Source organism: Sphingobacterium puteale, assembly GCF_003627955.1.
Taxonomy (GTDB): domain Bacteria; phylum Bacteroidota; class Bacteroidia; order Sphingobacteriales; family Sphingobacteriaceae; genus Sphingobacterium; species Sphingobacterium puteale.
Map to the genome: position 1 here is coordinate 29,316 of NZ_RBWS01000017.1, position 24,525 is coordinate 53,840.

Annotated in this window: 21 protein-coding genes; 7 read left to right on the forward strand and 14 right to left on the reverse strand. The window is 42.0% G+C overall.

The window, feature by feature from the left end; genetic code table 11:
* Positions 1-423: 423 nt before the first annotated feature.
* The 4 genes from D7322_RS20470 to D7322_RS20485 form a co-directional block, all read right to left on the reverse strand.
* Complete coding sequence (locus D7322_RS20470; RefSeq protein WP_121126097.1) at positions 424-2,454, reverse strand: heavy metal translocating P-type ATPase; 2,031 nt, start codon at positions 2,452-2,454, stop codon at positions 424-426.
* A 38-nt stretch (positions 2,455-2,492) separates the two neighbouring features.
* Positions 2,493-3,803 carry an efflux RND transporter periplasmic adaptor subunit gene (locus D7322_RS20475; RefSeq protein WP_121126209.1) on the reverse strand — a complete coding sequence of 437 codons (1,311 nt, stop codon included), beginning with the start codon at positions 3,801-3,803 and terminating at the stop codon, positions 2,493-2,495.
* Positions 3,804-3,810: 7 nt separating this feature from the next.
* Positions 3,811-8,142 (reverse strand): CusA/CzcA family heavy metal efflux RND transporter, encoded by a 4,332-nt coding sequence (locus D7322_RS20480; protein ID WP_121126098.1) that lies wholly within the window; start codon positions 8,140-8,142, stop codon positions 3,811-3,813.
* Between the two features lie 146 nt (positions 8,143-8,288).
* Entirely contained in the window at positions 8,289-8,618 is a 330-nt protein-coding gene (locus D7322_RS20485) for a DUF6660 family protein (RefSeq protein ID WP_121126099.1), read from the reverse strand.
* Between the two features lie 593 nt (positions 8,619-9,211).
* Here D7322_RS20485 and D7322_RS20490 point away from each other — a divergent pair.
* Together D7322_RS20490 and D7322_RS28530 are read left to right on the forward strand one after the other, a co-directional pair.
* Positions 9,212-10,825: a fimbrillin family protein gene (locus D7322_RS20490; RefSeq protein WP_183078788.1), complete on the forward strand. Its 1,614-nt coding sequence runs from the start codon at positions 9,212-9,214 to the stop codon at positions 10,823-10,825.
* Between the two features lie 45 nt (positions 10,826-10,870).
* Positions 10,871-11,038 (forward strand): hypothetical protein, encoded by a 168-nt coding sequence (locus D7322_RS28530; protein WP_183078789.1) that lies wholly within the window; start codon positions 10,871-10,873, stop codon positions 11,036-11,038.
* 90 nt (positions 11,039-11,128) lie between these two features.
* Here D7322_RS28530 and D7322_RS20495 read toward each other — a convergent pair whose 3' ends face one another.
* From D7322_RS20495 to D7322_RS20520, 6 genes are all read right to left on the reverse strand, one after another.
* A complete protein-coding gene (locus tag D7322_RS20495) occupies positions 11,129-12,295 on the reverse strand; it encodes an alpha-hydroxy acid oxidase (RefSeq protein ID WP_121126101.1) in 1,167 nt (388 codons plus the stop codon).
* Between the two features lie 90 nt (positions 12,296-12,385).
* The gene (locus tag D7322_RS20500; protein ID WP_121126102.1) at positions 12,386-13,159 is read right to left on the reverse strand and encodes an SDR family NAD(P)-dependent oxidoreductase; all 774 of its coding nucleotides are present in this window, start codon (positions 13,157-13,159) and stop codon (positions 12,386-12,388) included.
* Positions 13,160-13,215: 56 nt separating this feature from the next.
* Positions 13,216-14,856, reverse strand: coding sequence for a sodium:solute symporter (locus D7322_RS20505; protein ID WP_121126103.1), 1,641 nt, complete (start codon positions 14,854-14,856; stop codon positions 13,216-13,218).
* Positions 14,857-14,864: 8 nt separating this feature from the next.
* On the reverse strand, positions 14,865-16,085 hold the full coding sequence (locus tag D7322_RS20510) for an enolase C-terminal domain-like protein (RefSeq protein ID WP_121126104.1): 1,221 nt from the start codon (positions 16,083-16,085) through the stop codon (positions 14,865-14,867).
* 34 nt (positions 16,086-16,119) lie between these two features.
* Positions 16,120-17,172, reverse strand: a complete 1,053-nt coding sequence (locus tag D7322_RS20515) for an alpha-L-fucosidase (RefSeq protein WP_220700139.1) — start codon at positions 17,170-17,172, stop codon at positions 16,120-16,122.
* A 35-nt stretch (positions 17,173-17,207) separates the two neighbouring features.
* Entirely contained in the window at positions 17,208-17,651 is a 444-nt protein-coding gene (locus D7322_RS20520; protein ID WP_245971398.1) for an L-rhamnose mutarotase, read from the reverse strand.
* Positions 17,652-17,834: 183 nt separating this feature from the next.
* On the opposite strand from D7322_RS20520, the gene D7322_RS20525 reads away from it, so the two are divergent.
* A complete protein-coding gene (locus tag D7322_RS20525; RefSeq protein WP_121126107.1) occupies positions 17,835-18,701 on the forward strand; it encodes an AraC family transcriptional regulator in 867 nt (288 codons plus the stop codon).
* Positions 18,702-18,747: 46 nt separating this feature from the next.
* Here D7322_RS20525 and D7322_RS20530 read toward each other — a convergent pair whose 3' ends face one another.
* Together D7322_RS20530 and D7322_RS20535 are read right to left on the reverse strand one after the other, a co-directional pair.
* Complete coding sequence (locus tag D7322_RS20530) at positions 18,748-19,725, reverse strand: FAD-dependent oxidoreductase (protein WP_147430504.1); 978 nt, start codon at positions 19,723-19,725, stop codon at positions 18,748-18,750.
* 22 nt (positions 19,726-19,747) lie between these two features.
* Positions 19,748-20,077 carry an FAD-dependent oxidoreductase gene (locus D7322_RS20535; RefSeq protein ID WP_121126109.1) on the reverse strand — a complete coding sequence of 110 codons (330 nt, stop codon included), beginning with the start codon at positions 20,075-20,077 and terminating at the stop codon, positions 19,748-19,750.
* 208 nt (positions 20,078-20,285) lie between these two features.
* Between D7322_RS20535 and D7322_RS20545 the strand changes: the two genes are divergently transcribed.
* Both D7322_RS20545 and D7322_RS20550 read left to right on the forward strand, forming a co-directional pair.
* The gene (locus D7322_RS20545; protein WP_121126111.1) at positions 20,286-21,059 is read left to right on the forward strand and encodes an SDR family oxidoreductase; all 774 of its coding nucleotides are present in this window, start codon (positions 20,286-20,288) and stop codon (positions 21,057-21,059) included.
* A 128-nt stretch (positions 21,060-21,187) separates the two neighbouring features.
* Entirely contained in the window at positions 21,188-21,670 is a 483-nt protein-coding gene (locus D7322_RS20550; protein WP_121126112.1) for a low affinity iron permease family protein, read from the forward strand.
* Positions 21,671-21,836: 166 nt separating this feature from the next.
* On the opposite strand, the gene D7322_RS20555 is transcribed toward D7322_RS20550, so the two are convergent.
* Positions 21,837-22,067 carry a hypothetical protein gene (locus tag D7322_RS20555; RefSeq protein WP_121126113.1) on the reverse strand — a complete coding sequence of 77 codons (231 nt, stop codon included), beginning with the start codon at positions 22,065-22,067 and terminating at the stop codon, positions 21,837-21,839.
* 376 nt (positions 22,068-22,443) lie between these two features.
* Here D7322_RS20555 and D7322_RS20560 point away from each other — a divergent pair, with 376 nt between their 5' ends.
* On the forward strand, positions 22,444-22,764 hold the full coding sequence (locus D7322_RS20560) for a hypothetical protein (protein WP_121126114.1): 321 nt from the start codon (positions 22,444-22,446) through the stop codon (positions 22,762-22,764).
* Between the two features lie 85 nt (positions 22,765-22,849).
* On the opposite strand, the gene D7322_RS20565 is transcribed toward D7322_RS20560, so the two are convergent.
* The gene (locus D7322_RS20565; protein WP_121126115.1) at positions 22,850-23,506 is read right to left on the reverse strand and encodes a response regulator; all 657 of its coding nucleotides are present in this window, start codon (positions 23,504-23,506) and stop codon (positions 22,850-22,852) included.
* Between the two features lie 404 nt (positions 23,507-23,910).
* Between D7322_RS20565 and D7322_RS20570 the strand changes: the two genes are divergently transcribed.
* A complete protein-coding gene (locus D7322_RS20570; RefSeq protein WP_121126116.1) occupies positions 23,911-24,525 on the forward strand; it encodes a DUF4142 domain-containing protein in 615 nt (204 codons plus the stop codon).

Genomic DNA, 24,525 nt, shown 5'->3' on the forward strand with positions numbered 1-24,525 from the left:
ATTTTAATTGATTAACGTACTATACTTTTAGCTTTCCGGAACGATGTCCGTGTCTTATCCATTATTCGATATAAGTTCGAACCTGATTTGAGACAGAATATGCCCTTCTTCGCCCCTCATTCGACATAAGACCACAATGAGTACAGCTTCATACCACTGTGATACCGTGTTTAACACGGACTCACCACGGACTCACGTCGGACGCATGGTGGACACAGTACGAAGTAGGTAAGAAGAAAGCTACACGCAGGATCGACCAAATCCTATAAGATACCCGAATCACAGCCGACCATTAGCTCTTTTAATAGAAATTAGTGTATAAACAGTTTATTAAAAACCTTATAGTATTTATTACAAACCTATTATGCCTACCCTTCCAATATTTCAACTTGAAGGGTAAGCACATCATAAATAAAAATTGAATTAGAACTTCATCTTCTGGATGCGGATGGCGTTCAGTATGGCAATAAGAGAAACACCAACATCTGCAAACACCGCTTCCCACATCGTTGCCAATCCTCCGGCGCCAAGGATCAAAACCACCCCTTTGACCACAAATGCCAATCCTATATTTTGATAAACTACTTTTTTGGTCTGTTTACCAATATTGATTGCCATTGGTATCTTAGATGGTTTGTCGTCCTGTATCACCACATCAGCAGTTTCGATCGTTGCATCGCTTCCCAATCCGCCCATAGCAATTCCAACGTCGCTCAAAGCAACTACTGGCGCATCATTAATACCGTCACCGACAAAAGCAATACTTTCGTTCGATGCCTTTATTTCTTTGACTTTGTCAACCTTATCTTCCGGCAGGAGATCTCCAAAGGCTTTGTCTATACCGAGCTCCTTTGCAACATAAGCTACGACAGTGCTCTTATCTCCGCTCAGCATAGTCGCATGTACGCCTGATTTATGTAAAAGTCGTATGGTCATCGCGGCATCTTCTTTAATACTATCCGCAATGGTTATGAAGCCCATAAAACGATTATCGAGCGCTATGGCTATTGTCGTGTAGACAATACTATTGGGATCTATGTGATAAGCAATATTAAACTTGTCCAGAAGCTTAAAGTTACCGACCAAAAGTACTTTTCCATCTGTAGTTCCTTTTAATCCATGCCCCGTTATTTCCTCCACGTCAATCAGGTTTAGTGATTCATCTGGTTCGCCGACATATTCCCTGATTGCTGTTGCGACAGGATGACTGCTGCGACTTTCAATCTTATTGACCAATTTGAGTATGACCGTTTCATCAACCCCCGGTTCTAAACGAACTTCTTGCACCTTGAAAACCCCTTCGGTCATTGTGCCTGTCTTATCCATGACGACATGCTGAATCTTGGCCATTGCATCCAAAAAGTTACTGCCTTTGAATAGAATGCCATTTCTGCTTGCTGCACCGATTCCTCCAAAATAACCAAGTGGTATGGAAATCACCAAAGCGCAGGGGCAGGAAATCACAAGAAATACTAGTGCGCGGTACAGCCAGTCATTAAATACATATTGTACAACAAAAAAGTAAGGGACAAGACAGATCGCTATTGCCAAAAGCACGACAATGGGGGTGTATACTTTCGCAAATTTTCGGATAAAAAGTTCCGTAGGCGCTTTTTGTGAGGTTGCATTCTGAACCAGCTCCAATATTTTACTCAATTTACTGTCTTTGTAAGCGGTTGTCACTTTCACCAGGCTTACCGTGTTCATGTTGATCATTCCGGCCAGCACAATTTCTCCTTTGGTTTTTGTATCCGGTTTGCTTTCTCCGGTTAATGCGGCTGTATTGAACGAAGCAGTATCCGAGATCAGCTCACCGTCCAAACCAAGTTTCTCTCCGGGTTTCAGCTGAATAATATCACCAATTGCCGCTGTTTCAGCTCTGATGACCCGACTATTGTTTGCTTCTACGATGGTCACCTCGTCCGGACGCTGGTCCAGGAGCGCCTTAATATTGCTCTTGGCTCGACTTACGGCCAGCGTCTGAAACACCTCACCTACTGCGTAGAAAAGCATCACGGCAACCCCTTCGGGGAATTCTTTGATCGCAAATGCGCCCAGGGTAGCAATACTCATCAGTAAAAATTCGGAGAATATTTCCTCTTTGCTGATGCTTTTCAGCGCATCTTTAATTACGGGAAATCCAACAGGAATATATGCAACCACATACCAACATACCCGGACCCAGTCCTTGAACCAGCTCTGAGGCACCCAGTTGTCCATTGCGATAGCTGCCATGAGCAATACAAATGAAATAATTGCAGGTAGAAAGAGTTGCAATTTACTCCCTTCTACTGCAGCATGATCATGGCCATCATCGTCGTTATGGCTATGGAAGTGATCCTGTGCAGGCGCTTCCTGTATTAAACGTTGCGCGCCTGCCTGATTATAAATTTTTTCGGTCTGTGTACAACAAAGCTGTTTGCCTTTTGCATCATAAATATGTTTGTGTTCCATAACTTACCATGTTTTTATGCGTTAAAAAACGCCAATAGTTAATGTTCATGTCCACCTGTATTGCTCATCTTGGCATTGATAAAAAATGCGCTTTTCACAACAATTCTGGTCTGAGCAGGGATTTCCTGTACAGGCGTAATCGCTGTATACCCCATTGCCGAGACACCTTTTTGAACTTCAATTTTTTCAAAATTTATATTTTTGCCCTGATCTGTGGCATGCTTAGCGGCTTCCTGTTCATTTTTATGTTCATGTTTTGCCTCACCCTCATCATGCGCATGACCATGATCGTCGTGTCCTTCTTCATGTTCTTCGGGCTGCTTGTCTGTCTCTACGAAAATATAGAACTTACCATCAGCCTCTACGATCGCGTCATTTGGAACAGCTGGAGTCGTTACATTATTTATTCCGATCATTCCGGTAACGTTCATTCCGTCTATCAGACCAATCTTACTGCCGATCACAGTGCTATGCACGGCAATTGTTTTGCTGTCATTCTCAAAAGAAGATCCGATCGTAAAGACTTTAGCCGCATAGGTTTTATCCGGATTATTTGTCAGTTGAAAATTAATGATCTGTCCGATTTTGATCATCGGAAGGTCCTTTTCAAAGACTTGTAAGTCAAGATGTAAGAGACTGTTGTCTACAATTTCAATGACCGGAGATGAAACATCTACATAACTACCTATCTTGGCGAAAACATTGCTCACAGTGCCATTAATTGGACTTGTAACCACAAGTGATGAGCGCAGGGTCGACAGATTGACACTGTTTGGATTGATGCCCATTAACTGAATCTGCTGTTGCAGGGATGCCTTTCTGGCGCGAAGACTATTAAACTCCGCTGTCGCCGATTGTAAGTTCTTTCTCGCTCCGGCATTGCCTTCATTGAGTTCCTGCTGTCTCGCCATTTCTTGTTCCGCAAGTGTGATTTTACTGCCCAAAGCAATATACTCTTCCTGAAGCTGAATAAATTGCGGATTTGTAATGGTTGCTATCACCTGCCCTTTACGTACATTGTCGCCCAACTGCACATTTAAGGTTTTGATGACTCCTCCGTATAGGGTGGTTGCATTGGCCTTATTGTTATTGGGCACACTGAGTACCCCATTGGCTTTGATGGTGGCTGTCAATTCTTTTTCCTCAATGCTTCCGAAGACAATTCCCACGGCTTTGATCTGTTGCTCGCTCAACGCCGCTACCGTCACTGGCCCTTCCTCATGGCTTTCTTCGGCAGCACCTTTCCCTTCCTCCTTCTTGGCATCGCCAGTACCTTTTGAATCTGGTCCGCAGCTATATAAAACTGTTGTAATCGCTAGTGCAAAGAATATTTTTATGATAACTCTCATGGTTGACTTATTTATTATTGAAGTAATTGTATTGGATTGCTGATTGATTATATTGATTGAGCACATCTAAATAGTTCTGTCTGATCCCGATCGCCTGACTTAAGAACTGGCTCATCTCCGCAAAACTTATTTCACCGGTTCTGTAGCCAAGGCTTGCGGCTTTGATGATGGCATCAGCTTGCTTGAGTCCTGCGGACTCATAGAACTGCAATAGAGCAGCATTTTTCTCAATATCAGCCAATGCATTCACCTTATTCGTGTGAAAAACTTGTGTATCATATTCCAGTTGCCTTTGTTGCGCCTCCATTTCCGCGTTTGCAGCTTTCACTTTGTTTTTATAAGCAGCCAGGCCAAATACAGGAAATGATGCCGATACCGAGAATCCCGTAAAAGGATCCTTTGCCCCCCAAAGGCGCTGCGAAAAGAATCTGCCCGAAAATTCAGGCTTATTTGTATTTTTCTGTACCGCAATATTGGAGGATGCAATATTGACATTCTGTTGTTGCAAAGCTAAAACAGGATGTGAGGCATCAACCGATGGATTTTGTACATCCACGTCCATTTGTATCTTTTCCAGTGATTTCTCGACAGGCAATAGCCAGTCGTTGCGGTTAAGGAGCATCATCAGTTGTTGTTGTTGAACCAGCATATCCTTTTTATTCTGCAACAGCTGCGCCTGTAGTTCCTTTAATTTCGCTTCTGCAGCTATTTTATCCAAGGCGGCAACATCGCCGGTTTTAAAACGAAGCTCGGTCGCCTTGAACATCGCTGAATAGATACTGTCCAACTCCACATAGAGCTTCTGTCTATCTTGAAGATACCAGAGCTGATAATATGCTGTGCGCACATCTTTCTTGATATTCGCATTGAGTACTTCGGTATTCAGATTGGCATATTTTAGCTGTTGCATAAAATATGCCTTTCGTGCCGAATAGAGTCCCGGCCATGGAATGCTTTGCGTAATACCGATTTTCATGATCCCTGTCTTATCGCTGGGTCGGTAATCTTCATTCTCCACAAAAACACCCGTTTTTGGGATCTCATTGGCAGTTTTGACCGTGTAGGTCGCTCCGGTTATTTCGGCCTCGTTGACCTGAAATTGGCGGTTGTTTTTTAATGCGGTAGCGATCGCCTGATCTATTCCGATCCGTTCCTGTGAAAAGGCCTTAAATCCAGATACAGAAAATAGGAAGACCAAGATTGTTGCAATAGCTTTGCCCGCATTTCCTTTTTTCATATTCCTTTTTGAATTAAAAATGATATATAATAGCGGTAGTACAAATAGGGTTAAGAAGGTTGCTGTAACCAGTCCGCCGATAACGACAGTAGCCAGTGGTTTTTGCACCTCCGCACCGGCACTTGTGCTGATCGCCATCGGTAGAAAGCCTAATGATGCGACGGTGGCCGTCATCAGTACAGGACGTAACCGGGTGAGTGTCCCCTCTTTAACGCGCTGCAAAATGTCGTCCATGCCATCTTTCTTCAATTGATTAAAGGTACCGATCAGAACAATGCCATTCAGTACGGCAACGCCAAATAGGGCGATGAAACCAATTCCGGCACTGATACTAAAGGGCATGCCACGCAACATCAGCGCAAAAACACCGCCAATTGCACTCATCGGGATGGCGGTAAAGATCAGGGTTGCTTGCTTAAACGAATGAAATGTGAAATAGAGTAACATAAAGATCAGCAATAACGAAACCGGTACCGCAATCATTAGACGTGCACTTGCTTTCTGTAAGTTTTCAAACTGACCTCCATAGGTGAAGTAATAGCCTGCCGGTAGTTTAACCTTTGTTGACAGCTGTTGCTGAATATCCTTGACCACACTTTCAACATCTCTTCCGGCGACGTTAAAGCCGATGACGATCCTTCTTTTACCGGCCTCCCTGCTGATCTGAGCAGGACCAAGCTTGTAATCAATCGCTGCTACCTGTGAGAGTGGAATCTGGATGCCGGTGTCTGTTGGGATCATCAGATTGCGTACATCGTCTATACTATTACGATGTGTTGTATCCAGGCGCACGACAAGATCAAAACGTCGTTCGTTTTCATAGATCTGGCCAGTGCTTTTGCCTGCAAAAGCCGTGCTTACCACATCATTTACGTCCTGAATAGTCAGTCCATAATTGGCAATACGTGTACGGTCATAGACAATATTGATCTGGGGAAGTCCTGACACCCGCTCCACCTGAGGAGAAGTAGCTCCTTTAACGGATTGAATCTGTGTGGCGACGATATTGGCGTAGGAAGCCAGCGAGTCAATATTTTCGCCGAAGATCTTTACGGCCACATCCTGGCGGATTCCAGTCATCAGCTCATTGAAACGCATCTGAATAGGTTGGTTCTTTTCAAAGAAAACGCCCGGTATTACCTCCAGTTTCTCGAGGATAGCTGCTCCAAGTTCGCTATAGCTCCGCCCGGATGTCCATTCTTTCTGTGGTTTGAGAACCACCATCAGATCTGTAGCTTCTGGTGGCATTGGGTCTGTCGGTACCTCGGCAGCTCCCGTTTTGCCCACAACCATTTTTACTTCTTCAAACTCCTTAATGATCCGGGATGCTTGCATCGAAGTTTCAATACTTTGTGAAAGCGAGCTCCCTTGGGGCAATATACAGTGAAAGGCATAATCCCCTTCCTGTAGTTGCGGGATAAACTCTCCACCCATGTTTTTAAAGAAGAAAACCGATAAGGCAAAGAAGGTAATCGTCAAACCGACAATGAGATATTTAAAGCGGATTGCTTTCTGCAACAACGGAGCATAGATACCTTGAAGTTTTTCGATCAGGTGATCACTGAAAGTCTTCTTGTCATGATGCTTTTTTGGCAGAAACAGGGCACACATCATTGGAATGTAGGTCAGCGAAAGGATCAGTGCTCCAAATATCGCGAAACCCACTGTCTGTGCCATCGGACGGAACATCTTTCCCTCCACACCCACTAATGTCAATATTGGGATATAAACGATCAGGATAATAATCTCGCCGAAAGCGGCGCTGGTCCTTATTTTTGAAGCCGATTCAAACACTTCGTTGTCCATTTCGGTCTGTGTAAGCTTTTCGGTAGACTTGCGTAGCCCAAGGTGATGGAGCGTCGCTTCTACAATAATGACCGCACCATCGACAATAAGCCCAAAGTCTATAGCGCCCAAGCTCATTAAATTGGCACTTACGCCAAACACATTCATCAGTCCCAATGCAAAGAGCAGCGATAAAGGAATGGCTGAGGCAACGATGAGGCCTGCCCGGAGATTACCCAAAAATAACACCAATACAAAGATAACGATCAGCGCTCCCTCTATGAGGTTCTTTTCGACGGTGCCTATTGCCCGGTCGACCAGATCTGTACGGTCCAGATAGGGTTCAATGACCACATCATTAGGCAGGGATTTTTGGATAGTTGGTAGTTTCTCCTTTACACGTTTGACAACTTCATTGCTATTTTCACCCTTTAGCATCATTACCACACCGCCCACGGCATCTACTTGGCCATTATAGGTTAGAGCGCCGTATCTGACCGCATGTCCAAAACGTACATCCGCCACATCTTTGACGTAAATCGGAACGGTACCAGATTTTTTGATGGCGATATTTTTTACATCTTCCAAAGATGTCGCCAGCCCGATGCCGCGAATGAAATAGGCATTTGGCTTTTTGTCGATATAAGCACCACCGGTATTTTGGTTGTTCTTCTCGAGTGCGGCAAAAATCTCCGGTATGGTGATATTCATTGCTTTAAGGCGATTAGGATCAACAGCAACTTCATATTGTTTCAATTCACCTCCAAAACTATTGACCTCAGCAATACCGGGGGTACCATAAAGCTGACGAGCCACGATCCAATCCTGCATTGTCCGGAGGTCCTTTGCATTATATTTGCTTTCATTTCCTTTCTTGGGGTGGATTATATATTGGTACACCTCTCCTAAGCCCGTACTAACAGGTGCCAGCTCCGGTCTGCCAATACCTCGGGGAATTTGGTCAACGGCTTCTTTTAAACGTTCGCTGATCAGCTGCCGCGCAAAGTAGATGTCTACATCTTCCTCAAAAACGACAGTAATGACAGAAAGTCCAAAACGTGATATACTTCTGATTTCCTCGATCTTCGGTACCGTAGCGATACTTTGTTCAATCGGAAAAGTAACCAATTGTTCGACTTCCTGACCTGCCAAGGTAGGGCAGGAAGTAAAAATTTGTACTTGATTATTGGTAATGTCGGGAACGGCGTCTATGGGCAGCTTTGTCGCACTCCAGCCACCCCATATAATAAGTAACAAGGTCATTAACGCGATAATGATCTTATTCTTGATGCTAAATTTAATTATACTATCTAACACAATATGCTTGATTAATGCTTAAATAATAGATATATAGAATATCCTATTTCCATGTAGCAGTATGCTACAGTTAACTCCTACGGCTAGCATTGATTAGAAAAGAAAAATTTTCCAATCATGTTTGCTAAGGCTATTAAAAATTAAAATTAAGCATCTAACTTAGGCGGTTGCCAGATAGTTCCGAAGTAGTTTGATAGAATGGGGGTGTCTAAAAGCGGCATGCGATGGTCAAAATAAATCGAAATCGGAATCCCCCCAATTTTTGGTAATTGATATTCAAATATCGTAATATTTCCGCTGCAGCAGTTGCAATAGCAAAAAATCGAACAAGCATCCGTGGTATCTTCACTATGATTATGCGGTTTGTTCAATTGTGTTGCCATAGCTTCCCCCTCGGTGCGAATATTCGCATCACTGCATGGGACAAAGGAAAGTCCCAAAATATAGGCGATCAGTATGATAACAGTTAACCTCATTTGTTATACAAATTTAGAAAAATATTTTAAAAAGTTATTCTTTTATAATAATAGCTCATTTCGTTGTTTGTCTATAGACCTATAGACTACAGTATTGGTCTTGCCAGAAAAAAGTTATTTCGGAAAATATAAACAATCATATCGCTTCCGACAAATCCTGTTCTATCATAATATTAAAGCTTTTGGCCTCCCGACGGATAGATGCCGTGTGAAAACGAGGAGCTGTGCCGGTTTGGACTTATCCATATCAAAAACAAATCTGTCTATCGCAATCTTTTATTTAACTTTTACGATAATAATAACCCAATAAAACTATTGGCAATACTAGAGATAAAAAGCTTTAAAGGGTTTAAAAACAGTGTTTAAACACCGTTGTGGATTTGTAGGGATTTCTCTACAGGAAAAATTACTTATACAAAATCATAATGATTAAACAGGATGCTATATATATAATTGTAAAAATAAAATTTAACGCTAATAAATAAGTCGTGTTTTTGGTGTGAATAATGTTAACTCTGTAAATATAAATTAATAATAATATAAAATAAATCAAAATCACTAGGAATCCAAGAAAAATCAAAATGTCTACTTACATGAAAAAGAATCGTTACCGTAATCTTAAAAATGTTATAATGTTGGGATGCATTATGCTGGTTGCATCAAGCATTTACTCTTGTAAAAAGAGCGGTGAAAACACAAGTCTGGCCGGAGAAACGATGGTCAAAATCAATCTACAGGGCGTAGCAGCCTATGGTGAAGACGAAATTGGCGCCGTAGGACAAAAACAGGGTTCAACAAAGGTTAATGCCGTAAGCAATGCCGCTGATGTTCAGGAAATGAGTATTCCCTTTGGCAACGGCACTTCCATTGATGTGGTAGTGACAAACAATTCCACTGCGGCAGTCAAAAAAGGATTGGTCGCTTCATCGGGAGCCAAAGCCGCAATACCTCAAGTAACTGAAAAGCCTTTGGATAACGGTGTGAAATACAAAGTCGTTGTTTATGACGACCAGGGGAATTACGTGACTGAAAAAACGTATAGCTACGGTGGCGAAGCCGCCGCTGAGGGTATTGTTCTTGATGCCGGGAAAACGTATACTTTTATTGCCTATTCAACCAATAGCACAAGTACAGTGCCGGCGATCAATAGTCAGGGCACACTGTCATCTGCAAGCCTTGATAATATCAGTGGAGATTTAATGTACTTTACGAGTAAGCTGAAATTAAACAGTGGTGTGAATAATTTGAACGTGGTTTTAAAACATCGTTTTAGCCAGATCACAACAACATTATCAATGGATGCCAATATGACTGGTGCAATTACCAAACTTGAAAATGCTGTATTTAAACCAAGTCATTCATCTGCAAATCTTAAGCTTTCGGATGAGACACTTACCTACAACGAATTAAACGATGCAGGCGTGTGGGCACAATTCCCGGCTTTGGGAATTGGACTACGAACTGTGGCCAGCACTCCGTCCCTATTGATCCACCCAGCCACTAGCGCGGGAACACTTAAATTGGGAACCTTGACCATTGATGGTGAAACAAAATCAAACCTGACAATTCCGAACGTAAAGATCAATCCCGGACAGAAATACGATCTGAAACTAAATTTCAAAACCTGTACACAAGATGTGACCAGCAATGGATTAAATTGGAGTTACCCAGCGGTGACCGTAAATGGAAAAACAGGAATCCGAATTGACGGTGTATTTCATCCCAGTGGTACCACAATATCCAAAAGCTTTACGGCACCTGCTGCCGACTATGGGTTTGTATTTGACATTACTGAATTGGATAACGCCTTCAACATGGAAATCAATGGAGTGAAACTGGCAAAAAATGAAATCCAATTTGAAGTTGGTGCATCCTCGGCACAAAATATTCAATTCCTCGACGGAAGTAAATATGCGGGTACGAATGTGGAGACAGGTAAGAGAATTGATCAAGTCTATAATATGCAGGGAACAGCTGCTAATCCACTGATCAAGCTGGTGATCAGCAGAACGGGTAAAGTGACCATGTTTGGTAGCAAAACAAATGGCGGACCGCTATATGAGCTTGTACTGGTCAAAGGTAATTCTTTCAATACTTTCCCTTGGGGAAGCACACAGGACAATGCGGTTAAGGTGACTCAACTTGTGGACGGACGTACAATTATTAAAGGCGTAGGTGCAGGTAAGAAGAAAATACCTTGTAGCTAAGCACAGAAATAGATTCAATATATATAATTCAATAAATAAAAGACTATGAAAAACAAAATTGCCTATATCAGCCCGGAGGTTAAGGTACAAAGGATCGAACTTGAGCAAGGTATCGCTGCTGGGTCTGCTTGTGTAAGACCCGAAGACTCAAATGGTAACGTCAGTGAACAATGGGGACTTGGTGACGATGACAACCGCACAATAGACTGGTAATAGATATCAGCACTATCGATATGCAAAAAGGCCGAATTAAGCACCATTTATCTGTGTTTAATTCGGCCTTTTACTGATTGTATAAAGAGCTTATAGTACCTTCTGCAAACGTTTTGGAAATTCGCTTATTTTTGAAATACTGAGCTGTTTCATTACTTGGAACAGGTGTGCCTTGAACATATTGATCGTATGTTCACCGCCCGCATTCCCCAGTGCCCCAACGCCATACATAAATGGTCGTCCCATGAAATTAAATTCAGACCCAACAGCATGCGCACGGGCTAGGTCCACACCGGAGCGGATACCACCGTCCAGCATAATCTTGATTTTGTTTTTATAATCCGGATTGCTCGCAAGGTGAATCAATGAATTGATGGACGATTCACTGGCATCAAGCTGTCTTCCGCCGTGATTAGAAACAATGACACCATCTACTCCGAGCGTGATGGCAGCCTGCATATCTTCATCGGTTGCAATCCCCTTTAATACCAGCGGTCCTTTCCACAAGTCGCGAATGGCTTTGATCTTTTCGACATCTACTTTTCCGGTAAAGGTTCTGTTCATAAACTGTCCCAGCTGGGCCAGGTCAAGACCTTTTTCCATATAAGGTTTTAACGTTGCAAAAGACGGGATACCATGTCTGAGCGTTTCAATACCCCATGTTGGACAGGCGAATGTCTGCAGAATATTTGCGATATTCATCTTTGGAGGCATGGACAAACCACTTTTGATCTCTTTATACCGCAGTCCAAAGGCAGGAACATCTACCAGAACGACAAGTACTGGGCATTCCACTGCTGTCAGACGTCTTAGGATATCGTCGCGCAACTTATTTTCTGTCGGATGATAAAGTTGAAACCAGGCCTTCCCCTGCGATACTTCAGCGATGCGTTCGATACTGCTTGTTGACACAGTGCTCAAGATATAAGGGATATCGTTTTCTGCGGCTGCTTTTGCCAAAATTTCCGGTGCATTAGGCCACATCAAGCCCTGCAAACCGATTGGCGAAACACCAAATGGAGCACTATAGCGACGACCAAAGAGCTCGACGGACATATCAATTTCTCCGCTCGCTTGAAGATATTGAGGTTTTAATAAAATATGATCAAAATCATTTTCATTCCGGGCGAGATTCAATTCTTCGTTGGCACCTCCTATTAGATAGTCAAATGCAAATTTGGGGATTCTTTTCTTTGCCTGTCTTCTTAGATCTTCAACAGCAGGAAATCGCGTATTATATGTAAACTTTTGGCTCATGATTGATGTATTAAATATTGGCAGTGAATTATCTGCGCGCCAAATATACTATATAATTTGAAAATAGTTTGCTATTTATCCAATAATATCCTAGGTATTCCGTCGGTAGCCAAGCTCAGCCCCACCGCTGACGGGCAGGTTTACCCCCGTGATAAAACGGGCACTTTCAGATAGCAAAAAGATACATGCATCTGCAATGACATCCCCTTCCGGACAATAACCCAGGAGGTGAATGTTTTTTAAAAAATCAAAAATCTGTTCCGGTTGTGCTTGCTCGGATGCCCATTGCTGAAGCATGGGAGTCATGACTGCGGCTGGCATAACCGAATTCACCCTTATTCCCAGCGACGCATAATCTATTGCCATCGCTTTGGTCAAAGCGTTGACGGCGCCTTTTGTCGCAGCATAAGCAGCATGGTTTTCCTGACCAATCTCGCCTACCAGACTGCTGGTATTTAAAATGCATCCCTTGGCGTTCTTTAGATGGGAAAAACCATACTTGGTCGTCAGTAAAATACTCTTTACATTGATATCAAATAGCCTACCCCACTCTTGTACACTGGTGTCATGTAAAGGTTTTGACGGACTCGCCAGGCCAGCATTATTGTGAATGGCGTCCAGCCGGCCAAAAGTTGCTATGGTCTGATCTACGACTGCTTTTACTTCCTCCTCTTGGGATATATCTGCACAGATGCCCAAATGCGGAGCCCCCAGCAGCTCGCCTGCCGCTGCAACGGACTTTTGATCAAGGCCGATAAAAACAACCTTTGCCCCTGCCTTTGCATAGGCCTGAGCGCATGAAAGACCAATTCCAGCAGTCCCCCCACTGACCAATATCACTTTATCCTTTAATGTGTTCAACATAAATCTATAAAAGGTTATTCAATTAATTCAGAATCTAAAATACGACAAGTAAGCATTTACCTGAAGATTACATATAACATTGTGACAATAAGGATTAATAAACCGGTTAACACACGGTAATTCCCTACTCCTTTCCATGCGGGTCCACCAAGCGGTTCCAATGGACTTTTCCAGTACAGCAGCTCACTTTCAGTATTATGCTGTACCGGATATAGAAATGATAGAATGATCTGCATAAGCGCGCAGACCAAGAAAAGATAGAAGGCCATTATCATAAACGGCGTCTGTCCGATCCATGAATGTGGCATGATCTTATTGATGATAAAAACACCCATACCCAAAAATGATCCGATCCATAAAGTCATTTTTGCAGAAGCCGCAGAGGCTTTGCGCCAGAATACCCCCAAAAGGAAAACACAGGTTATAGGGGGAGCGATATGAGCGATTACATCGTTGATGCCATTAAAAATGCTTTCGTACTTATCTAATAATGGCAATAGAAACAAGGAAAAGACCATGGCGATCACAGCGGATATTTTTCCGATACGTATCAGCTGCCTGTCCGTAGCATCGGGTTTCCGCTGTTTGAATATATCATAACTGACCATGGTGGAGATGGAATTGAGTGCGCCAGAAATCTGGCTCATCAAGCCGGACAGCAGTGCTGCCACAAGTACACCGATCAGACCAGAAGGTAACAATTGCGTTATCATCAGTGTATATATTCCTTTGGAATTCACATTGCCCGAAGCATCTAGCCCCAAACTATGGAGATCGAGCTGTCCACTTTTAAACAAGGTGTAAGCAAACAAGCCCGGCAGCACGAATATAAACACGGGTAAAATTTTAAGAAAACCACAGAACAGCGCGCCAACACGGCCATGGTTCTCGTCTTTTGCGCCCAATACACGTTGAACAATTGTTTGATCGGCACACCAATACCAGATTCCCAAAATAGGATATCCAAAAAATACCGCATACCAAGGCATACCGCTGACATCATCAGCCCCGCGCAGCATAGATAATCGGTCGAGCCCACCTTCGGCAATCAGCACATTTTTCATTGGCATCCATCCGCCCATACGGTCAAAAGCTGCAAAACTAATGATAAACGCGCCGGCTAATAAGACAATAGTCTGAATAGATTCCGTGATAACTACCGCACGCAATCCGCCAAGAATCGTATATAGCCCAGTAATAATACAGATGACGGTAATGCTTAAATACATGTTAAAGCCAAAAAGTGTCTTCAGTACAATACCGCCCGCGAGCATGGAAAAGGCAATATGGATCACGATTGCAGATACAATGGAGATAAAAGTCAACCAGTCCCTACTGGAGCGGTCATACCGTCTTTCTAAAAAATCCGGTAGGGTTGTTACGCCGGATTTAAGATAAAATGGCACGAAGAACAGGGCTAACAGGATCAATGTAAAAGCCGCCATCCACTCAAAGTTACCATTGAGCAAGCCGGTATCAAATCCACTTTGTGCCAAGCTTACTAAGTGTACAGTGGATATATTGGTAGCAAACAGCGCAAGTCCTATCGCTGGCCAGCGCAGGGTTTTGCCAGCGAGAAAATAGCCTTCGGCCGTACCTGTATTTCTTTTGCCTCCTCCTACGCCAGCACGAATGCCTACAATCAAAATAAGAGCGATATAAGCCATCGCGATACCTAAATCTATATTTCCTAACATAAATTATGCTATATTAAATCACAACTACTTCCTGCTTCCATTGTTGTTTGATAAACACCATTTTCAATCCTTACCGGCTGTGCAAAATGAGATTTTAGGTGCGGGATGTGTTCAAGGAACAATGCTTGATGACCAAGGCTTATGTGGTTGAACAGGACTAAATGCTGGTGCAGTTGCCCCATGTCCCCTACATGTGGGACTACCGGAATCCCATATTTGCGGCAAAGGAGACTGACACTTATAAACTCACTGACACCACCCACACGGACCGCGTCCACCTGTACAAAACCAGCAGCACCCAATTGCAGGTAATTTTTGAACACAATGCGGTTGGGTACATGTTCACCCATGGCGATCTTTATCGGCGCAATGGTATCGGTCAGTATTTTATGTGCAAAAATATCATCGGGATGAGTGGGTTCCTCCACCCAATAAGGATTCATCGTTTTAAGTTCCTGACATATTGCCAACGCTCGTGGTAAAGTCCACTGTTGGTTCGCATCCAACATCACAGTAGCCTGATCCCCTGCGACCTCCCGAACAATATGTGCTCTTCTGATATCACGGAGCGGATCTTCACTGCCCACTTTCAGTTTCATGGCTGTAAAACCATTGGCGATTGCGCGTTTACAGTTTTCGCGAACCTGTTCATCAGAATAGTTAAACCAACCGACAGAGGTATCGTAACCGGTATACCCCTTTTCGATTATATGAATTCTTTCTTGCCGGTTTTGCCAATTTTCAGCAATTAACGCAATGGCCTCTTCCCGCGTAAGTTCATCTTCCAGGTAGGAAAGATCCAGTGTATTGACAATTTCTTCGGGAGAGAGATCTATTAACAGTTTCCAAAGCGGAACATCACGCGTTTTTGCCCATAAATCAAAGCAGGCATTTGTGACAGACGCTAATGCCAGATGTACAATACCTTTATGTGGCCCCAGCCATCGGAATTGCTGTTCATTGCTCAAGGTGTTGAATATCGTACCGAAATTTGCCATGAGTTCTTCGATCGGCATTCCTTTGAGGCGTTCGGCGTAAAAAGATGCTGCCCGACAGACCAATTCATTTCCCGCACCTATCGTAAAAGCTAGTCCGGTTCCTATACGTCCTCTGTGATCTTTCAACCGTGTGACGGCATAGGAATATATAGGATCTTTGTGTACAGCATCACTCCCTGCTCCGGTACCTAAAGGAAATCGGCGGTCCTGTATATCGTAATTTATAATCATTCTGTTTCGTTGGTTTTAAAATTTTTGGATAGATCTATTGTAGTTTCAATTTTTCCTTTAGTCTGAGTAGCAGATCAACATCCGTCTCTTTGATACGTCCATTCCTATTTGGGCCGACGTTTAAGATCAGGATATTATCCTGCGCCGTTGCTGTTCGGTAGATCTCTTCCAGTTCCGCTAGTGTCTTATATTTTTTGTCGGTCGTATTGTAAAACCAGCGCTCCCCGAGTACCACTGTGGTCTCAAAAGGCATGTAATACGTATTTCCTTGCGCGGTAAAAAGTTTGGGATCTGGCACGACAGGCAAATACGGATCTCCTAGACGGAAATCGCTCGGGAAATAACGTATCGGAAATAAATCCTGTTGCTCTTTGGGGAGTACAGTATGCTTATCTGCGTTTTCGGGACTACCAATACTCCAGTTGATACCGATCTGACATTGCGGAACCTTACTTTTGACCAAAGTATAGATCTCTTGTGCCGGCCACCTGTAATTCTCCTTTTCCCAGCCACCATCTAACCAGAGTTCAACAATATCTGTATACTTCTTGGTCATATCGAGCAATTCGTTCAATTGGTTCAGCATATAGGTATTATAGGCTTGATCAGCCTTTCTGTCTTTGACATCACCATTCTGCTTGCGGTCCCATAGCGAATAATAAAGTCCCAAGCGTATTCCCTGTGCCCGACATTCCTTGGCCAAAGCTTTCACTACATTGGTCTTATTCGCTGAACTAGCTACATCGTAAGTCGTATATTTACTATCCCATAAACAGAAACCATCGTGATGCTTAGATACCAGTATGATATATTTCATTCCCGCTGCTTTAGCTGTAGCGACCCATTGTTTGGCGTCGATCGTTGTCGGGGCATATGAACTCGTTGGTTTTGACCCATCTGTCCATTCTTGATCATGGAATGTATTTATACCAAAATGTATAAACATGCCATACCTTCTGTCGATCTGCTCCTGCTGAAATCTATTGAGTTTATCGGCAGCTGTTGGCACGATCGCTTTCGTCTGAGCGAAGACTTTAGATACCAATAAGCATAGGGTTAAATTAAAAAATACACGCTTTTTCATCATTAATTTATTTTAGGTTCTTATTTCGATATTTTGGGCTAATCGGTATGAAAAACCTCTGTCATATCGGACCAGATGGCACTTTTTTCTTTTGCCTCCGGAAGCGGGTTTTGACAAGGATCAGTTTCTTTCCACCAGCGCTGTGTCTCGGCATCGGCAGCCATTCGTTGCATATCCGAGGAAAAATCTGTTCCTGTATACTCAAAATAACTGAAGAGATAATACTCGCCGGCTATCTCTTTCAGAAAAATAGAGTAATTCTGAATATGACATTCTTTGATTTTTTGCAGCACTGCTGGCCAGGCTTCCGCATGTAGCTTTTTATAGTAGGATAGTTTTTCAGCTTTTAAACCAGTAATTGAAGCATAACGCTTTACTGCAGCACGTTTTTTTTCTTGTGTGCAACCAAAAGCGAGTAAGGCTATTAAACCAATCAATACAAAGCGCTTAAAGGGAAATCGTTTTTTCAGTATCTTCATCATATTTAGGTATTCTTGTTGTCAATACTCCGCTAGACATAGTGCTAAACTACGACAGGCAAAACAATAAAACTTCACTTAGATTGCTCAATACTGACACTATATTAACGGTATTTGGATTAGTGTTTTATAATTATGACAAAATAGGCTATATTTAAATTCCTTTAAACAAAAATAACCAAGTAAATGAAACCCGTTTTCACGAAAATATTAGCGGGATCAGAGATCGAGACATTCGCAACAAAGGAGGTTTGTCAGCCGTCTTTTTCCACTGAATTCCATTTTCATCGTGCTTGCCAGATGACTTACATTGTGCAAAGTGAAGGTAAACGAATTATAGGTGACAGTATAGACAGCTATTTAACGGATGAATTGACTTTTTTAGGACCCGATCTGCCACATGTATGGCATAACGATAGCATGGATAAGGATTCTGTACAGGTATCGCGTTCTATGGCGCTTTATATCGAACCTGAATTAATGGTCGAGGTGTTAGGGCATCTTTTCAAAACACATAAAATAGAGACATTTCTTACCGCATCTAAACGGGGCCTCTTATTTCAGGGCAAGACAAAAGAACAACTGAAAGGTAAACTGGAACAGATGATCCATCTCGATTATGGTATTCAAAAAACTATTTTACTTCTTGAAATTATCGACTTGCTAATTACTACTGATGAATATGAATGTCTTTCCAGTCCGGGGTATACACATAATTACAGTTCGATGGACAATGATAAAATTGACCGAATCTTTAAGTTTGTATTCAATAACTTTACAAAAGAGATTTCGTTGGATGAGGCTGCAACTTTAGCAAATATGTCCAAGCATTCCTTCTGTCGGTATTTTAAGTCCCGTACACAAAAGACCTTTGTGGAATTTGTCAATGAAGTACGTATCAGCGAATCATGTCGACTGATTGCTGAAAACAAATTGCAGATAACGAATATTGCCTTTGCCTGTGGATTCAACAGTCTTTCTAATTTCAACAAGATTTTTAAATCCATCAAAGGGATTACGCCAAGTATGTATAGAACGCAACTACAGACTTAAAGAAAACTTACATAAATGCACATTATTGCTGCTTAGCAATAAGTGGTTATTTGTTTACACGCAAGAGTCCTGATATAGCAGGGCCATTTAATAACTTACCATCGATATCAAAACGGGATCCATGGCAGGGACAATCCCAGGATCTTTCCGAGGCGTTCCAGCTTACTGTACAACCCATATGGGGGCAAATTGAACTAACACAGTGTAACGCCCCTTGCTTATCTCGGTAAGCAGCAAAGGTTTTGCCGTCGTAATTCACGATCCTGCCCTCCTCCGGATGTATATCTTTAAATTCGTTTATCTTGTCTATTGCGAATTTATCCATAACAAAATGTTGAGCGGCACTCCATCCCTCCGATAGTAAACTCTTAGCACTCGCGATTGGCTTGATACGGGCTGGAGATAACAATTTGGATAAGGGTGTTTCTTTGCCCTGTAGTAAGTCTGGAATAATTAGAGACGCCATTGATCCGAAAGTCATGCCATTTCCGCCGTACCCCGTCGCGATATAGATGTTATGTTCGCTAGGCATGCGGCCTATAAAGGGTAGACCATCAGCTGAAACATAATACTGTGATGACCATTGTGCAACGACTTCTTCGTATTGAAATTGTTTGTCCACTAACGCTTTGAGGTCAACAAAATGCTGCTCGGTATCTTTTTCATCCCCTGTTTTATGGTCGAAGCCACCTGCAATAAGATAGTACTTGTCGCCATCACTGTGATATCTAAAGTAATGATAAGGGTCATACAAATCTGCTGTCTGCGCAAGCATTTGTGGTTCCTGTAAGAGTTTCACTGTAAGCACGTAACTCCGATAGGGCGCTACCAACAAGTCAAACCTATTTTTTCCGGGGGGTATATGGGTAGCCCAAACGATATTTTTTGCTGTAAAAATGTGTCTATCACTCGTTTTCAATGTGATTTTGTCATCGTGATGTTGATAATCGACAATTGACTGATTTGTCAAGATTGCTCCGCCGCCTTTTCTAAAGGCATCTAAGATTCCGAGTAAATATTTCAATGGATGAAATTGTGCTTGTCCCTCAATCCGGATAGCTTTTATAAAAGGCAGGTTGAAAGGAAGAGTACTGCTTGGCGTAGTTTTTACACCCAATTGTTGATGGGCTGAAAGTATGCGCGTCGTAAAAATTATTGATATGAGCCGTTGTTCCACCCGTGGTACCGAAACCAGGGTTTTCCTTGTCCAGAAGCAAACATTTGAAACCCGTATCCTGTAGTTCCTTGGCGAGCGTCACACCCGTGATACCCGCCCCAACTATAATTGTATCAAATTCCAAATCGCTGAAATCTGTTGGAAAATTTTGCCCATCAATCGTCTGCCAAAAGCTGTTGTTACTACCGTCACGTTTCATATTGGATGCAGTTTAAAGGCTGGGAAACTAGTTCCCGGTCTTTGGTGATATAACTAATTATGATTTGTACGAAAAGAACCAGCCCTAGAGCTAATCGTTTTACGATTAAATACTTAAAAAAAGGAAGAAATACGTCATCCGCTACCAAATCAAACGATCCAATTTCAGGCATTGTTCTTCTCGAAACAGAAAACAAAAAATAAAAGTGATGACAGATAATCTCAACGACTATGTAAATTCCATTATCCCTACTTGGATAAAGAATAAAAAAATAATGGTCACTGGTGGTACTACTGGTATTGGACGCGCCACCGCACTTCTTTTAGCAGCCTTGGGTAACGACGTTTTTATATGTGGGCATCATGAACAGCAACTCGAGGATACCTTGCGTGATTTTGATAAATTGAATGTTGGAGGTTCACTGACAGGAATAGTCATAGATTTAGCCACCGAAGAAGGCATACAGGAACTTTTCAAAAAATTTGACAGCATGTATGACCGGCTGGATATCCTTATTAATAATGCCGCTATCGCTTTTCAATCTGTCAAAGATGGTAGTTATAACGATCAGGCTTACATTTTACGAACCAACGTCCTCGCGTACCTTGCTTGTGCTCAGGCAGCCTTGTATCGGATGGAACCCAGGGGATCAGGACATATCGTCAATGTAGGATCCATGAGTGCAGATATACGCGAGGCGCAAAGTTCGGTTTATGTATGTACCAAAGGTGGTATCCAGGCCTTTACAGAATCGTTACGCAAAGAAGCGAATCCGAAAGGTATACAGATTTCCTTGATTGAACCGGGTGCTGTTGGAACAGATATGCAACCCTACCCCCCTGACGAGCAGCGCAAAAAAATTGAAACCATGGAGATGCTGTTCGCCGAAGATATCGCCAGAGCTATCGTATTTACGATTTCTCAGCCAATACGCACCTCAATTGTCAGTATGCAGGTTAAACCTCTACGTCAAATTATATAGCGTGTGTCTCAGGCTTTGACTGTAGTTATTATCGATTTACAAACTAAATAATTCTGCTCTACAGAATTTAGCAGACTGTTTACGAAACAAATTGATCAGCACTATTGTCCCAATAAAAATTAGAAAACATGAAAAAAAAGAAAAATTTGTTTGAACGATTTTCAAACTGGGCTACACATGCAACCGGAAGTTCAGCAGCGTTTATTCTGGCTACATCCACTGTTGTTGTCTGGGCGGTCAGCGGCCCCATCTTTGATTACTCCGAGACCTGGCAACTAGTTATCAATACAGGTACAACAATTATTACCTTTCTCATGGTATTTCTGATTCAAAAATCACAGAATAAAGATTCCAAGGCAATTCATTTAAAACTCAATGAGCTGATTGCTTCTCATGAAGGGACGAGCAACCGAATGGTAAGTCTAGAGGATCTGAGCGAGGCAGAGTTGGATCAACTCGCTAAATTTTATGCGCATATTGCCAAACTTGCCCTTGAAGAAAGTGACCTAACCTGTACCCACTCTATTGATGCAGCTCAAGAAAATCATGACTTTAAGAGTAAATTCCGTCAAAAAAGAAATGAAAGTGACCGGAACAAAAAACAACAATAATCCCCAGGGCTGGGGATATTGCCTTTAGGGTTGACCACCGCCACCAGCAGCCCCATAAATCTGAGCATTTTTTATCTTCCTTATTTTATCATTTTGTATAAAAAAGGGCTCAACTTGGTTGAGCCCAATAGCTATTGAATGCTAATTTTCTCTTTTAATGTCAGAACTAATCGTGTCCCTCCGTTTTTACAATTTTATTATAGATGCCTAATAATAGAAATGGCGCTGCCCATTGCCCTACAAACAAGGCTGTCTTATCGTGCATCATACATTTTAAAGCGGCTGATACGCCCATAGAAAGTAGTGCAGCGCCTAAAAATAGCGTGGAGGGAATTTTAGAAGTTTGTTCTTCGATTTTTTTGGTGATTTCACCTTCGTTTCCTGTTGTTAATGCCATAATATCTGTGTTTAGTGATTATTTAAAAATTTCTAAATCTTTTTGTTTTATGCTTATTCCGCCTTTGAGTTCAGATTTGTATCGGCAAGTGCTGTCAAATCGCGGTTACTGTTGCCATAATATTTATATGTTTATGCTCAAAGAGCGGTTCGTTAAATAAAGAGAGGCAAGAGTTTATTCGTTCATCCGCCAGCCTCGAAATCGCCAAAACACGCATATATCCAGCATAAAAAGTAAAAACACGTTATCGACGCGATGAAAACGTATTGCATAAAGTGCATTATATTTAAGTAAAAACCGGTTCGGAATGAGTACTAATTCTTCTAACTATATCGATACTGCACATGTTTATTAGATGAACTAAAAACAAAAAAAGATGAATAAAATTCAATCAGCGCATAAACAGTATCAAGGCATACTGATTGTTGCATTTACTGTGATAAGCCAGGTCGGTCCAGAAGATTTTCCGGCTGATATCCCAGAGCGACCCGAGGAAGAATTGCCTGAAAATGATCCAAACGATAAACCAGAAATTAATCAGGATGATTTGGACTCCGAAGAAGAACTAGACCTAGATGAAGGGGAAGAAATTCCTGAATTAGATGAACAGGAAATTGACGAAGAAGCGAATGATGCTGAAGGTGTTCCTTTGGAACCTCGGAATCCACCTTCGGACTTAAATGAAACAACAATTTAGCATGAAAAGGTGCAAATGGGCTAATATTTATAACCAATATTAGCCCATGTCTCTGTTTTATTAAACTATATGGAAGAATAATTTATTAATTCAAAAGTTTGGTTTTAAATCCAAATCGGATCAATCCGGCCGTATTTCTGGAACTGGTTTTTTCCAACAGCTGTTGTCGATGTCCCTCTACGGTACGCTTACTTAAAAATATTTGATCCGCTATTTCAGCATTGGTATACCCTTCTGCGATTCGTTCCAAAACTAAAATTTCGCGATCAGAAAGCTCATATCTTGCCATAACATCATCTCTATTTACTTCTTCGGGAATATGTGAGGCAGAATAGTCTATCAGTTGAAAAGCGAGTGCCGAACTGATATAACGCTCTCCCCGTTGGACCTGTTTAAGACCAAATAAAATTTCGTCAACATGTGAACTTTTAAGCAAGTAACCATCAGCACCCATACTGAAAGCTTCAGATGCAAGATGAAAACTGGCATCCATTGTCAATATAACAAGTTTTATTTCCGGGAAGCGCATTTTTACCGTCTTAATAAATTGTATTCCATCCATTATATCCATATGGATATCAGTAAGAATAAGGTCCGGCTGAGTGGCTCGGGCGAGATACTCAAGGGCATCTTTACCATTTTCTGCCTCTGCAATTACAGTTATATCCTCTTGAGCCTCTAAAATTAATCGGAAACCTGAACGTACCAACGCGTGGTCGTCTACTAAAAGTAACTGTGCCATAGCTATCAATTTGTAGTTTAAGTATGATTAAATTATTTTTTACAAAAACAACATTACGCTCAAAAAAGTTTTTAGACTAATTATCCCGCACTTTTTATCGGTTGTTCATAAAGTCGATTGCTATAAGTAGACAACTGTTTTTCTATGGATAACGCACTTCTACTATGGAATTGCGTATCAGTATCAAGTTTTGTTTTAAATACGTAAAATTATGGTTTTCAAAACGCTAAGCTATTGAACCATGTTCCTAAAGAAAATGAACCATTATAGGAAGCGCTTATGTTTACTTCAATAATTATAGGTATCGTCTTTATTCTGGTTGCCACTTACATTATCATTAATTATAGGCATCGAAAAAGCGGTACCCGAAACAGAAAGAATCGTTAATATTAAATAATTGTATTATGAAAATCGTTTTAAGAATCATTGGCTTATGTATAGCCATTATGGCCTGGAGCATGGTGATCCAGGCACAGGACAGCACTCAAAACCAGACACAGGCTGGGGATATTGACTTTGCAAGCAAGGCGACAGCAAGCAATAACTTTGAAATCCAGGCTGCAAATATTGCGTTGACCAAGTCGCAGGATCAAAATATTAAACAATATGCACAGATGATCGTTGATGACCATACAGCAGCCGGCAACGAACTGGCTACATTGGTGAAAAATAAAAACTGGCAATTAAGCACACCCGATAACCAAAACTATAGCCAATTGATCGATCAGCTGAACAATGCTGATCCAGCCAACTTTGATCGGACCTACGTTGATCTGATGGCCACAAGCCACCAAGACGCCATTACACTATTTAAAGACGCGAGCACTGGTACCGCAACTACAGATGCTGATCTGCGCAAATTTGCAACCGATAAAATTCCAGCTTTTCAAAAGCATCTCGATCAAATCAAGAATATGCAACCTGCAGACAATAACACGCCAAAAGATACGCTAAAAAATATGGGGCCTAGCGTGCCCAATCCGGCAAAATCAAAAATACCGAAACCAGGTTTAAAATAA